At 68.5% G+C, this 14,273-nt stretch carries 8 protein-coding genes; 6 read left to right on the forward strand and 2 right to left on the reverse strand.

What is annotated here, in order from left to right; genetic code table 11:
* Window positions 1-629: 629 nt before the first annotated feature.
* A complete protein-coding gene (locus WME97_RS35580; protein ID WP_437544303.1) occupies window positions 630-2,396 on the forward strand; it encodes an RICIN domain-containing protein in 1,767 nt (588 codons plus the stop codon).
* A gap of 14 nt (window positions 2,397-2,410) precedes the next feature.
* A complete protein-coding gene (locus tag WME97_RS35585; RefSeq protein ID WP_437544305.1) occupies window positions 2,411-3,793 on the forward strand; it encodes a WD40/YVTN/BNR-like repeat-containing protein in 1,383 nt (460 codons plus the stop codon).
* Between the two features lie 43 nt (window positions 3,794-3,836).
* Here WME97_RS35585 and WME97_RS35590 read toward each other — a convergent pair whose 3' ends face one another.
* A complete protein-coding gene (locus tag WME97_RS35590) occupies window positions 3,837-5,093 on the reverse strand; it encodes a peptide-N-glycosidase F-related protein (RefSeq protein ID WP_437544307.1) in 1,257 nt (418 codons plus the stop codon).
* 440 nt (window positions 5,094-5,533) lie between these two features.
* Here WME97_RS35590 and WME97_RS35595 point away from each other — a divergent pair, with 440 nt between their 5' ends.
* The gene (locus WME97_RS35595; RefSeq protein WP_437544309.1) at window positions 5,534-6,166 is read left to right on the forward strand and encodes a hypothetical protein; all 633 of its coding nucleotides are present in this window, start codon (window positions 5,534-5,536) and stop codon (window positions 6,164-6,166) included.
* A gap of 47 nt (window positions 6,167-6,213) precedes the next feature.
* On the opposite strand, the gene WME97_RS35600 is transcribed toward WME97_RS35595, so the two are convergent.
* The gene (locus tag WME97_RS35600; protein WP_437544311.1) at window positions 6,214-7,179 is read right to left on the reverse strand and encodes a matrixin family metalloprotease; all 966 of its coding nucleotides are present in this window, start codon (window positions 7,177-7,179) and stop codon (window positions 6,214-6,216) included.
* Between the two features lie 127 nt (window positions 7,180-7,306).
* On the opposite strand from WME97_RS35600, the gene WME97_RS35605 reads away from it, so the two are divergent.
* The 3 genes from WME97_RS35605 (at window position 7,307) to WME97_RS35615 (ending at window position 14,097) form a co-directional block, all read left to right on the forward strand.
* Window positions 7,307-7,975 carry a Mut7-C RNAse domain-containing protein gene (locus tag WME97_RS35605; protein WP_437544313.1) on the forward strand — a complete coding sequence of 223 codons (669 nt, stop codon included), beginning with the start codon at window positions 7,307-7,309 and terminating at the stop codon, window positions 7,973-7,975.
* 459 nt (window positions 7,976-8,434) lie between these two features.
* The gene (locus WME97_RS35610) at window positions 8,435-10,291 is read left to right on the forward strand and encodes a glycoside hydrolase family 15 protein (RefSeq protein WP_437544315.1); all 1,857 of its coding nucleotides are present in this window, start codon (window positions 8,435-8,437) and stop codon (window positions 10,289-10,291) included.
* 137 nt (window positions 10,292-10,428) lie between these two features.
* Entirely contained in the window at window positions 10,429-14,097 is a 3,669-nt protein-coding gene (locus WME97_RS35615; RefSeq protein ID WP_437544317.1) for a tetratricopeptide repeat protein, read from the forward strand.
* Window positions 14,098-14,273 lie beyond the last annotated feature (176 nt).

Below are 14,273 nucleotides of genomic sequence, written 5' to 3' on the forward strand. Positions count from 1 at the left end.
CCACGGAGCGCCGGACGAAGCGACGGCCGATAAGGCGCACCCAGCGCGCCAATCTACCCACATCGCCGCCCGCGCCCTCACTGGAGAACTCACGCGCTCACCCGCAACCACGGATCGCCACCCTCGCGGCAAATCGCGCAGAACGCTGGCCGAACTCGCCGATCGGACGACCACAAGAGCTCATCCACCAGCTCACGTGGTCTCACTGGGGTGGTGTTTTCATGTCCATTCAGGATCCCTCGCGATCCACGCCAGTCGCGCAAACATCATATCGGATTGGATCACGGGCCGTCCTCACGTGATTGTTTCACCCAGAGAGGCGCGCTGCCCGTGTCAAGCCGATAGCACGACTGTGGCCGCGGATTTGCTCTGAAGGCAAAGACACTCGCGAGGGTGCGTGGACGGCGGCACGGCGCGGCGATCGCGAGCGATCGCGAGCGATCGTCGCCCGGATCCGCGAGCGGATTGGCCGTCAAGTTACATCAGCAGCGGAGAGGCTGGCGGCGCTTGCGGCCTCTCCTTGACAGCGCTCCGTCTCGCCGCGCCCTGGCTCCTGAGGGGGGTGGTGCGGCGCTCTCCGACATCGGGGGAGATGGGCGCATCGGACCGAGCCAGGAAAGGAAGATCCAATGAAGCGCTTCAAGTCACACCTCACCGCGGCTGCCCTCACCGCAGCGTGCGCGTTCGCGCCCGGCTGTCTGAGCCTCGACGCCGGTGACGAAGCGGGGCCGACCCCGACCGCCTCGGGGACGCTGACCGTCGCCGTCGCCAATGGCGAGGCGCGGTACATGCTGGAGCGAGAAGATGGGGTGTTCGTGCGCCTCGACCTGGGCTCGATGACGGAGACGGGGCCGGGCGCCGAGCCGTCGACCGACTGGCGCACGGCGAGCGGCTCCCCGGTGGACGTGTTCGGCACCGTGACCGACGACGGCATGATCGTGGTCGACACGATGCGGCCGGCGGAGGGCATCGGCGAGCTGACGAACGCGCTCGTCACGACGGGGACCAAGCGCGTCCTGGTGCTGCGCGTGCAGTTCAACGGCGGCCAGACGATGGGCACGGAGCAGGACGTGCGCAACATGATGGCCGGAGCGGCGACCCACCTGGCGGGCTCGTCGTTCGGCAAGATGCAGCTCGAGTACGACGTCGCCGGCCCGTTCAACATCACCTTCGGCAAGTGCGACGACTACGACCGATGGCAGAACGAGGCCAGGACCGCGGCGAAGAACGCCGGCTTCAACCTGAGCGCGTACCAGCACTACATGGTCCTGGGGAACATGGATTGCGGGTACGCCGGCATGGGCGCGCAGCCCGGCAACGCCACCTGGATGGCCGGCCTCTGGCCCGAGGTCGTCGTGCACGAGCTCGGCCACAACTTCGGCCTGTGGCACGCCTCCTCGCGGACGTGCCGCAACGGCGGCGCGACGGTGACGATGAGCAACGACTGCACCTTCGACGAGTACGGCGATATCTTCGACCCGATGGGCGACGGCATGAAGCAGCACTATAACGCCAACTACAAGGTGAACCTCGGGTGGATCCCGTCGTCGCAGGCCCAGACGGTCACCGCGGACGGGACGTATACGCTCGCCCCGTTGACCGAGGCGAGCACCGGGACCCAGCTCCTCCGCGTCAAGGGCCCGAACGACATCATGTACCAGATCGAGTTCCGCCAGCCGGCGGCGACGAACGTCGTCGACTCGCGCAACCTCTCCACGAAGGGCGTGCTCATCCATGCGTTCTTCACGCAGTCGCGGGAGAGCGGCCGGGCGCACCTGCTCGACATGGTCCCTGGCGGGAACTTCAGGGACGCGCCGCTCGTCGTCGGCGCTTCTCATCAGCTCTTCGGGACGAACGCGACGCTGAAGGTCCTCTCGGTGTCGGCCACGGGCGCGCAGGTCCAGATCTCCGGCCTTGGCGGCGGCACGACCGACCCCGGCGGCGGCACCGGCGGCGGCACGCCCGACCCCGGCGGCGCCACCGGCCAGAGCCTGGCGGCCCTCCATTCCGGCAAATGCATGAGCGTCAACGGGGCGAGCCTGAACAGCGGCGCCACCGTCGTCCAGCGGCCGTGCACCGGGGCGAGCGATCAGCAGTGGCAAGTCGAGATCATCAGCGGCAGCACGGCGACCGTGAAGAACGTGAACAGCGGAAAGTGCGCCGACGTGCAAGGGTCCAGCCGGAACAACGGGGCGAACATCACGCAGGCGGACTGCAACAGCAGCAGGAACAGCCAGAAGTGGGATCTCATCGATCGCGGCAACGGCGTCGTCTCGCTGCGCTCGGTCAACAGCGGAAAGTGCGTGGACGTCTACGGGGCCAGCACGGCCGACGGCGCCAGGCTCGCCCAGTACACGTGCAACAACGGGACGAACCAGCAGTTCCGGCGGCAGTAGCGTACATCGCTTCGATGAACCGTATCGCCCTCGGGCTCGCGGCCGCCGCCGCGGGCCTCGCCCTCTCCGCCGCCACGCCCGCGCGCGCCAACGGCCGATACCCCACCGCCGGCCAGATCCTCGTCGATCCCGCCGATCCCCAGCACATCGTCGTCCGCGCGACCTACGGCGTCCTCACCACCCACGACGGCGGCGAGCGCTGGTCATGGATCTGTGAAGCGGCCATCGGCTACAGCGGCTTCGAGGACCCGATGCTCGTCGTCACCGCCGACGGCTCGATCCTCGCCGGGCTCTTCGACGGGCTCAGCGCGACGCACGACCGCGGCTGCGACTGGCGCATCGCCGAGGGCGCGCTCGCCGAGCGCAACATCGTCGATCTGTCGATCGATCGCGCGGATCCCGCGAGCGTCCTCCTGCTCGGCTCCAGCGTCATGGCCAGCGACGCGATCTTGACGCAGGTCTGGGAATCGAAGGACGACGGCCGGACCTGGACGCAGGCCGGGGTCGATTTCCCGAGCACGTTCCTCGGCGTGACCCTGGACAGCGCGCCCAGCGATCCGCGGCGCATCTACGTGAGCGGGCGGCGCAACGGCCCCACGTTCGAGGGGATCGTGCGGCGCTCGGACGATCGGGGCGCGACCTGGGAGGAGTTCGACGTCCCTGGCAGCGACGATCGCAACCTGCCGTACCTCGGCGCGGTGGACCCGAAAGACCCTGACGTGGTGTACGTGCGCCGCGACGGCGACGGCGCGGACGCGCTGCTGGTCTCGCGGGACGGAGGCGCCACGTGGCGCGAGGTGTTCCAGGCGGCGAGCCTCCTCGGCCTCGCCCTCTCGCCCGACGGGACCGAGATCGCGGCCGGCAGCGATCTGGACGGCCTGTGGGTCGCGCCGACGGATACCCTGGAGTTCACCCAGGTTGGGCAGCTCGGCGTCCGCTGCCTCACCTGGACGGCGCGGGGCCTCTTCGCCTGCGCCGACGAGCCCGTGGACGGCTTCTCCGCCGGCATTTCCACGGACGGGGGCAGGACGTTCTCGCCGCTCATGACGCTCGACCGGCTCTGCGGCCCGCCGGAGGCCTGCGGGGGCGACAGCTCGACCGGCCGGACCTGCCCCGGGCTGTGGCGGGCGACAGCGCGCTTCGTCGGCGCCGCGGCCTCGTGCGAGGCCGGCGCCGGCCCGGGCGGCGCCGCGGGCGCGGGCAGCGAGGCGAGCGCCGGCGGGGGCGAGGCCGGCGCGGGCGCAGCCGAGCCGAGCGCCGGCGGCGGCTGCTCCTGCGGGGCGTCGGGCGGGGGGCGCGCCGGGGCGCTCCTTAGCTTCCTCGCCGCGGCCGGCGGCGCGCTCCTGCGCGCGCGGCGGCACGGTCGCCGCCGCGCTCAGGCGCCGGGAGCGCGGTGACGGCCCGGGCTGTTCCCGCGTCGGGTGCTGGCGTTTGGAGCTCCTAACGCGCCTGCACGTAGAGCGAGAACGGGATATTGCCCTCCCCGCCGGCGAAGGTCGCGTCAGGGACGTCGATCACGAACTCGTGCGTGCCGGCGCTCGCGGCGCCCCACGGGACGATCCGGGTGTCGATCACGTCGCCAGGGCACCAGTTGCTGAACGACTGCCACTCTTTGTCCGACCGCGGGGACGCCCCGTAGATGCCGTTGCCCTGGGTGTTGTACTTGCGAAACGGCTCGCACGACGTGCGCCCGGGCTTGTACTGCAAGGCCAGCTCGCCGTCGACGTACACGTAATGGTCGCGGCGAATATACTCCTCGCCGCCCTGGTTGGCGCCGTGATTCGACGTGATCAACACGAGCTGTGCATTCTGTGTATCCGCCGGCAACTCGAAGCTGACGGTCTTGCGGGTCGTGCCGACCTTGTCGCTGGCGCCCGTGGCGTAGTTGTTGAATTCTTCGCTGATGGCCAGCGGCAGCAGGACGCTGAAGTCCTGGGCCTCCCGCGTGCTGTCGGTGTACAACAGCAGCGATCCGAGCTGCGTGTCATTGCGACCAGCGCACCCGGGGACCTCGTCGTTCGCGGCGTAAGGCACGCCGAAGATGCCCAGTTCGAACCAGAAATCGTGTTCGGCCAGGAGGTCGGGGTCCTTCAAGATCGGCACGAGGTTGCTGGCCTCCCATTCGTAGGGGACCGTCTTCGGCTGCTTGTTCATGTCCATGAACGGCGTGACGAACCGTGCGATCTCGATCCGGTCGACCTCCCCGGGGACGTAGGTCTGAGCGCCCTTGGGGACCAGCGCCAGGTTGACCGAGCCGAGTCGGTCGTAGTTGTCGCACAGCGCTCCCACGACCACGCGGACCTTCAGGGTGGTCTGGATCTTGGCGAGCAGCTCGTCGGTCAACCTGGTCGCAACCAGCGAGTTGTTGTGGCGGATCACGCCGTCCGGGATCGGCTCGTCGACGGTCTCGGCGTAGCCGTCGTAGAACGTGATGTCCTCCAGCACCGGGACCTCCTCGGGCTCCCGGGACGGCTCGTCGCCGCTGCCGCCGCTGCCGTCGCCGCCAGTGCTGCCACTGCCGCCACCGCCGCCCGTGCCGCCGCTGCCTGCGCTGGTCCCGGTCGCTGCGCTCGTGCTCCCGTTGATCTCGGAGGTCCCGGCGCCTCCGCCGGTGCCCGCGTCAAAGCGCCGTTCATCCGTGCACGCGGCGAGCAGGGCCAACGGACAGAGGTAGGGGATCGCGCGACGCACGTTCATTCGTCGAACTTATCAGATCGCCGGCTCGATGTCGTGCTGGAGCCGCGGCGGAGGTTGAGAGATCCGGGGGCGCGTGCCAGGCCGAGCATCTCCCTCCGGGGCTGGAATTATCCAGCGTGGCGAGCACCAAACTCACGTTGAAATCGCACCGGCGAAACCGATGCCCGTGGATAAACTTCGGGAGCTACTCGACCAGATCAAAGCGAAGAAGGAAGGGGCGTGATGACAGACGAGAGGCGACCGCTTGTCGTCAGGTTGGACCTGGGCGACTTTGGAGAGTGGGAACAATTCGAGGCTCACTCCAAGGGGTATCTGAGCACGGCATCCGTGTTGCTACCGAGCGGCGGCAGGATCCCCGTGCTCTTTGTCGCACCAGCGGCCACGTCGCTTGGGCGCCTTGAATACATCCAATGAGCCGTGAAATCTCGGAGCGAGCAGTCATGGATTATATCAGCGCGCTTCAGGTTTATCTCATGTCACGCATGCGAAACAACGAGGGTATCGCAGGAGGCCTGCGCCGTTTAGGCGTCGATGAGGCGGCGTTCGATGCGGCCAAGGAGATGCTGGCGCGCGCACGCCTGGATCATGAAGACCCAGACATCGCGGACGAGTGCCATGCCGACTCGTATCGTCGGTTCCTTGGAGCGCCGCAGCGCGTCGAGCCGGCGCCGAGAAGCCAGGCGCCGAACGCCATGAAGATGTTCTACTCTCTCCCCGTGTGGCCAGAGTTGGAGCTGGAGCTCACGATGAGCAACGAGCATACCCTCCGTGGGATCCGCTTCGTTCGCGCGGGTGAGCCCAAGGCGCGCCGGCTTCGGCTCGAGGAGGTGATCCCCTGGAGGGTGGTGGAGGACGATATCGCATGCAATTGCAGCGAGGCGCTCGTGGTGGATGGGTTTGGAACATGGACCGACTACTGCTGCACCCTGCTCGAGCCCGGGAGCCCAGAGTATCTCTGGGCCTTCGACTACGGTCTCCTACAGGAGGTAATTCCCTGGAAGGATCTGAACATCGACAAGAAGGAAGCCGCCTACCCTAGCCTGGAGAGCGTCCTCGGGATCGGGAAGCCATAGACGCCACGGTAGGGGAAGCCGGTCACGTGATGGCCGGTATTCACCCTTCACTGCCGGCCCCCTCGCCGATCTGGGTTGCGCTCGCCGGCGCGGGAGCGCCCGACGGCGCGGAGCCAGGCCGCCGCGCCGATCGCGACGGCGGCCAGCGGGGCGCTCCACCCCGGACCGCCGGCGGCGGGCGGCGCCGCGCTGCAGCGGACCAGCTGGTCGTCGGCGCACTCGGGCGAGAACCCGTGCGGAGGGATGGGGTTGCAGGTCGACGTGGAGAGATCCCGAGGGGGGTAGATCTGGCAGATGCCCGCGATGTCGTCCTCGTGCAACGTGCGGAAGTTCATCGGGTCCGCCCTGTCGTACCTCGAGTGCATGGTCGCCTCGGGGCCGGCCATGCTGTGGTCGAGGCCCAGGAAATGCCCTGCCTCGTGCGTGACGATGGCGAGCAGATCTTCCCTCGGCGCGGCGGAGTCGTCCCCGACGGTGAAATCGTAGAGATCGGTGTTGATCTCCATGTCGGCCCCCCAGAGATTACCGGTCTTCCTGTCGAACTGCACCGTCGTGAGCGCGAGCATCTCGCTGTTGTGCCCCGAGCTCGCGAGCCACTCCAGATCGCGGAAGACGACCACGTTGGCGTTGCCCGGCACGAGGCCATCGACGATCCTTGTCTTGCCGTCCCTCGCGTTGAGCTCCACCGCTCCGCAGGCGACGGGCCCGAGGTTCTGGACGCGGAGCCCCGGCGTTCCCCCGTCGCAGGGCGCCTGCATCCACGTGTCGAACGCGGCCTCGAGCACGTCGGAGATCTCCTGGTAGGAGATCTCGCTGGACGCGTCCTCCTGGATGCTGAAGCCGATGCAATCGCCGGCCCAGCGGAGCGGCTTGCATTCGCCGACCGGCTGGTCGTCCTGCAGGCAGAGCTCCGACCTCTTGCAGGTGTTCGAGCGGCAGTAGGCCGACGCCTGCTGCGCGCTCGCCAGCACGGCGAGGGCGGCCGCCACGCAGGAGCACCATGCACGCTTCATCGACATCGACTCCTCCACGATCGGTTGACCCTACGCCGACGGTAGCAGCGCGCGGCGGGCGCGTGGGGATTTCGCCGGCGGCGCCCTTGCCGCCCGCTGGCCTTCCGCCATCCTGAGGTGATGGGGCATGCTCGTGGGTGAGGCGGGCGGCGGAGCCGATCCAGCGCAGGGCGGCGCGGCCCCGGTGCAGGACGGCGCGGCGCAGGGCGGCGCGGCTCCGGCGCAGGGCGGCGCGGCCCCGGCGCAGGGCGGCGCGGCGGCGCAGGACAGCGCAGCGGCGCCGAGCTTCCTGTGCGACGCGATGCTGGGCGGCCTGTCGCGCTGGCTGCGCGGCGCGGGCTACGACGCCATGTTCGAGCACGGCATCGACGACGGCGATCTCGTGCGCCTCGCGCAGCAGACCGGCCGGGTGCTGCTGAGCTCCGACGCCGGCGTGTTCGAGCGGCGCTCCCTGCGCACCGCGGCCGTGCGCGGGCTCTACGTGCCGCGCGGGCTGCGGCCGACGGAGCAGGCCGGCTTCGTGCTGCGGGAGCTCGGGCTGCCCGTGCGGGACCCCCGCTGCATGGCGTGCGGCGGCGCGCTCGCGGCCGCCCCGAAGGACAGCGTCAGGGATGCGGTGCCGGCGGTGGTGGCGGATCGCCACGACGAGTTCTGGCGGTGCGATCGATGCGGCAAGGTCCTGTGGAAGGGCAGCCACTGGGACGGCATCGTCGCCGGCGTGTCCGCCGCGGCCGGCGTGGCTGCCGCGACCGAGGCCCCTGCACCGCCGGCGGGCGGCCGAAAGCCTCCGCCGTGACGCGGCGGGCGGGCACAATTCATTCGTCGGCCAGGACCACCCGCGTGCTGTAGATTGATACGCACGTGGGAAGGGGTGCGAGGATGCCCGCGAGATGCCGTGGTCCGGGCGCAGCCAACCCACGACGCGGCTCAACCTGAAGGTCAATCACCTCCCGCCGCTCGGCCACGCTCGATGTCAGGCTCCCGCTGGAACTCCACGCCTCTTAATTATCCATCGTCGACCTCCACGACGACCCGCTCGTCGCCGTTGAACTCCAGGGCGCAACGCTCCCGTCTTCCTCGCAGACGAGCGTCGTGCCGCCCGCCAAGATGGCCTTGATGAGCTTTCTTGCTTGCAGCATGGGCGAGCGAACGCGTCGGGGCATAGCGCTGCGGACGCGGATCGGATCAGGCAGTCTGGGCGGAGAACGCTCAGCTCCAGGATTGCGGTCCAGGCATGGACACGCATAGTGTAGCGATGTCAGCTCCGCTCGAACACTACGGTCTCATCGGTGACACGACCACGGTCGGTCTGGTCTCGCGTTACGGCTCGCTCGACTGGCTCTGCCTGCCACGCATCGACTCCGACGCGTGTTTCGCGAAGCTGCTCGGGCGCGACGACCACGGCTACTGGACCATCCGGCCAGCCACGGCGATACGAAGCGTGGAGCGGCGCTATCGGCGCGACACGCTGGTCCTCGAGACCGAGTTCGCCTGTGAGGGCGGCCGCGCGCGCCTGATCGACTTCATGCCCCCAGGCGTCGCCCCGCACGACGCCACCCGGCTCGTCGACGGAGCCCACGACGTCATCAGGATCGTCGAAGGAATCGAGGGCGAAGTCCCGATGCACTCCGACCTGAGGGCGCGGTTCGGCTACGGCTCCGTGATCCCGTGGATCCAGTGTGACGGGGGCCGAGCGACGCTCACGTCTGGACCCGCCGCGCTTGCGTTCAGCAGCCCGGCGTCGCTTGACCCCGACTGGCACGCCGCCCGATTGGAGACGAACTTCGTCGTCCGCGCGGGCCAGCGCCTGCCGTTCACCCTCACGTTCTACCCATCGCATGAACACGCGCCGGCGCACCCCGTCGACGCGGAGCAGGAGCTCGCGCGAACCGAGCGTCACTGGCGAGAGTGGGCGGGTCGTTGTCGCTACCAGGGCCGCTGGCGTGACGCCGTCGTGCGGTCGCTCCTTACGCTGAAGGCGCTCACCTATGCGCCGACGGGTGGGATCGTGGCGGCGCCGACCACGTCCTTGCCGGAGGAGCTCGGCGGCGTTCGCAACTGGGACTATCGCTACTGCTGGCTGCGCGACTCCACGCTCACGCTCGACGCCCTGATGCGCGGCGGGTACCTCGAGGAAGCGCAGGCCTGGCGCGACTGGCTCATGCGCGCGGTCGCCGGCGCTCCCGCGCAGCTGCAGATCATGTACGGCGTGGCCGGGGAGCATCGGCTCACCGAGATCGAGCTGCCGTGGCTCCCGGGATACGAGGAATCGAGGCCGGTGCGGATCGGCAACGGCGCATACGATCAATTTCAACTCGACGTCTACGGCGAGGTGCTCAACACGCTCTACGATGCCCACGCGCACGGCCTGCCGGATCTGCCGCACACGTGGGACCCTATCGTGGAGATCGTGGACTTCGTCGAGAGGTCCTGGCAGCGGCCGGACGAAGGCATCTGGGAGATACGCGGGTCGAAGCTGCTGCACTTCACGCACTCGAAGCTCATGGCCTGGGTGGCCGTGGATCGCGCCGTACGCATGGTCGAGGAGTTCGGTGTAGGCGGGCAGCATCGACTGGAGAAGCGGCTCCAGCGCTGGCGCGCGTTGCGCGAGGAGATCCGCATCGACCTGCTCGAGCGTGGATTCAACACGCGCGTCGGGGCTTTCACTCAATCGTACGGCTCGGAGGCCCTCGACGCCAGCGTGCTCCTGATCCCGCACATGGGCTTCCTGGCCGCCGATGATCCCCGCATGCTGTCCACCGTCGCGGCGATCGAGAAGGGCCTCACCCGGGATGGCCTCGTCCTGCGCTACGCGACCGAGACGGGGGTGGACGGTCTGCCGGGGCACGAGGCGACGTTCCTCATCTGCAGCTTCTGGCTCGCCGACAACTACGCGATGGTCGGTCGCCTCGAGGAGGCGGAGGCGCTCCTCGATCGCCTGGTCTCCCTCTGCAATGATGTCGGCCTGCTCGCCGAGGAGTACAGCCCCGAGCTGCGCCGCCAGCTCGGCAATTTTCCACAGGCGTTCTCTCACATCGGGCTCGTCAACACCGCTCACATCATCGAGGCAAGGAGAGCGGGTAAGGAAGTGTCCTTGCCATCCGCGGCGTAGGTTCCGGGACATAGCGTCCTGGTGGACGGCTCCGCGTCGGTTCCCAGCGACGGCCCGAGCGTGTTTGCTCCGCGAGGGCCCGCGCGCGTATACTTCGCCGGATGTCCACGAGCGGCGGGAACCAACGTAGGGTCGACGTGGTGATCCTCGTCGCGATCACCCTGGAGTACAAGGCTGCCCTCCAGGTCCAGGAAGGCGCTTTGCCAGAGAGCCGGTGGGAGCAGGAGGAAGGTCCCAACGGCCTGCCCGTCGCGTTCAGGAGCTTCGAGGGAGCCGGTGGCAGGCCGCTGCACGTCGCGCTGGCGCAGGCGGGCGACATGGGGGCCGTCGCTGCGACGAACGCGCTGCTGCCGCTCGTGCAGGAGGTTCGGCCGCGGTGCGTCGCGATGTGCGGCGTGTGCGCGGGGCGGCCGGGCAAGACCAAGCTGGGCGATGTCGTCGCCGCCGAACGGTTGTTTCTGCATGACACAGGCAAGGCTCTGCCAGACGGGGTGCAGCAGGACCTGAAGACATACAACCTGCGCGATGACTGGAAGGTCGCGCTGGAGCACACAGACTTCAGCGCGCGCTTCAAGGACGCCTCCTGGTGGAAGGCGCGCCCCATCCCCTACGAATGGCAGGAGAACTGGGTCCTTGCGAAGCTGCACGAGGGCGTCGCGGATCCTGGCGCGCTGCCGGAGTGCGAGGAGATGTGCCCACAATGGGCGGACGTCATCGCATCGTTGTGGAAGTCCGGCCATCTTCACGATGGCAGGCTCGCGCTCACCGACGAGGGGCGCGAACGGATCGGGCGCATCCTGATCCAGCAGCGAGGCCGGTTCCCGGATCTTTCTCCTGCGGGCGCGCTGCTCCCTTTCCATGTGCATGTCGCGCCGATGGGCAGCGGCAACAAGGTCGTCGAGGACCAAGCGTACTGGAGCTTCGTGTCGGAGCACATGCGCAAGACGCTCGGTCTCGAGATGGAAGCCGCGGCCCTCGGCGCGCTCGCGCATGCCCAGCGCGATGCGAGGCTCGACGCGCTGGTGATGAAGGGCGTCATGGACTTTGCCAATCACGGGCGCGACGACCACTTCAAGGAGTACGCCGCTCGCGCATCGGCCGAGTGCTTGATCGCGTTCCTGCGCGACAACCTCCCACCGGAAGCGCCGAACGACCCGCTCGACGACCTCCTCGTCCCGGGGACGTCGGAGCCACCGGTCGAGGCGAGCCCCGCCGCGCTCTTGAACGCTCGCTACCAGATCGTGCCGTTCTTCGGCCGCGCCGATGTGCTCAAGGAGATCCATGCCTGGTGCGGTGCTACAGCCCCCGTACGCGCACGCCTCTTCCACGGTCCTGGCGGCATAGGGAAGACGAGGCTCTTCATCGAGGCCTGCGCTCAGCTGCGTCGCGAGGGCTGGCGAGCGGGCTTCATCCCAGGAGGCATCGACGAGCGGCAGGTCGAAGCGCTCATGGCAGCGGAGCGCCCCACGTTCGCGGTCGTCGACTACGCCGAGAGCCGCCCCGACCTGCGCGACCTCCTCGAGCCAGCTGGGCGCGTTCGCGCCCGGAAGGGCCGGGGTCGGCTGCGGCTCGTGCTCCTCGCCCGCAACGCCGGCGACTGGTGGACGTTTCTGCAGGGCTCCGATGCCGAGCTGGGAGCATTGCTTGGCGATCACGCGCCGCGAGAGCTTCCACCCGGGGTCGCCGCGAGCCCCCAGCGGACCGAGGCCTTCCGGGAGGCGGCGGCATCGTTTGCGCATAAGCTTGGGAAAGCCGTTCCAGGCGCGACGCCGCCGCTCAACGACCCGCGCTACGATCGGGTGCTCTACCTTCACATGGCGGCGCTCGCGACGGTCGAGGGGCGGGAGTTTACCGCAGAGACGCTGATGGCCAGCACGCTCGATCACGAGCAGCGTTTCTGGAGCTCGCGCTTCCCGTGCGCTGACGCCTTCGATGCGCGGCGATTCATCGAGCAGATGCGACGGACCGTCACCGCGCTCACGCTGCGAGGTGGCGCGTCGAGCCGCGGTGAGGCGGCCGCGCTCATGGCCAGGATCATCGACGAGCGTGACGAGAAGCTCGTGGATCGGTACCTCCGCTTCCTGCGCGACCTTTATCCCGGGCAACACCGCGCCTCTCGCGCAGGTGACTACCTCGGCGGACTCGAGCCCGATCTGCTGGGCGAGGCCATGGTGCACCGGACACTGTCGCTGGAGGGCGGCGAAGCCGGCTCGTACCTGGACCGCGTTCTCGAGCGCCCTGCTGGCGAAGATGCGTTGCGGACCGCCTTCGCGGTGCTCGGGCGACTATCCGAGGATCAGCCCGAGGATGGAGAACGGTGGATCGCGCACGTGCTCGGGCGCGACGTTGTGAGCCGAGCGATGGCGGCATTTGAAGCGGCCAAGGCGCTCGGCGAGCGCACGGCGCATGCGCGGCTCGGAAGCGTGCTCGCCAAGTCCCTGGAGCGGGAGGGGACGATTGAGCTTGCGGAGCAGATGGCGCGGGCAGGGCTACCAGAGCGCACCGTATCACTGCGCGAGGTCGCGCTGTGGGCAGCGCAGAAGCGCCTGGAACACCTTCCGGAAGGCATTGAACTGGAGCGGCTGGCCAAGCGATCGCGTTTGCTGAACAACCTGGGCAAGATGCAAAGCGAGCTGGGGCAGCGGGAAGCGGCGCTCGCTTCCGTCCAAGAGGGCGTCACCATCCGCCGCACTCTGGCCGAGCAGCAGCCCAGTGCATTCCTGCCCGACCTCGCCGTGGGCCTCAACAATCTGGGCAAGACGCTGAGCGAACTGGGGCAGCGGGAAGCGGCGCTCGCTTCCACCCAAGAGGCCGTCACGCGCTACCGCACGCTGGCCGAGCAGCGGCCCGATGCGTTCCTGCCCTACCTCGCCCTCAGTCTCAACAACCTGGGCGCGATGCAGAGCGCGCTGGGGCAGTTGGAAGCGGCGCTCGTTGCCACCCAAGAGGCCGTCGCCATCCGCCGCACGCTGGCCGAGCAGCAGCCCGATGCTTTCCTGCCCGACCTCGCTCTCAGCCTCAACAACCTGGGCGCGATGCAGAGCGAGTTGGGGCAGCGGGAAGCGGCGCTCGCTTCCATCCAAGAGTCCGTTACACGCCACCGCACGCTGGCCGAGCAGCGACCCGATGCGTTCCTGCCCTACCTCGCCGCTAGCTTCAACAACCTGGGCTTGATGCAGAGCGAGCTGGGGCAGCAAGAAGCGGCGCTCGCTTCCACCCAAGAGGCCGTCACGCGCTACCGCACGCTGGCCGAGCAACGACCCGATGCGTTCCTGCCTGACCTCGCCATGAGCCTCAACAATCTGAGCAAGACGCTAAGCGAGCTGGGGCAGCGGGAAGCGGCGCTCGCTTCCATCCAAGAGTCCGTCACGCGCTACGGCACGCTGGCCGAGCAACGGCTCGATGCGTTCCTGCCCGACCTCGCCCTCAGCCTCAACAACCTGGGCGCTATGCAGAGCGAGCTGGGGCAGCGGACAGCAGCGCTCGCTTCCACCCAAGAGGCCGTCACGCGCTACCGCACGCTGGCCGAGCAGCGGCCCGATGCGTTCTTGCCCTACCTCGCCGCGAGCCTCAACAACCTGGGCAATCGCCAGCGCGCGCTGGGGCAGAGGGACGCGGCGCTCGCTTCCACCCAAGAGGCCGTCATGCGCTACCGCATGCTGGCCGAGCGGCGACCCGATGCGTTCCTGCCCTACCTCGCCGCGAGCCTCAACAACCTGGGCTTGATGCAGTGCGAGCTGGGGCAGCGTGCAGCGGCGCTCGCTTCCACCCAAGAGGCACTCGACACAATTTGGCCTTTTTTCTAGACGCGCCGCATGCATTTGCGCCCAAAACATCCATCATCCTTCGCAGAATGCTCCAAATCATAGAGGCGCTTGGCCAATCCTCCTCACCCGAACTGCTCAAGCGCGTCGCGCTCGTGGAGCGAGCTCTTCCAGAACAAGAACTCTAAGTTCGAATTTTGCACTCTTGGTTTCCAGTA

The organism is Sorangium sp. So ce367, assembly GCF_051520455.1.
GTDB lineage: Bacteria > Myxococcota_A > Polyangia > Polyangiales > Polyangiaceae > Sorangium > Sorangium cellulosum_B.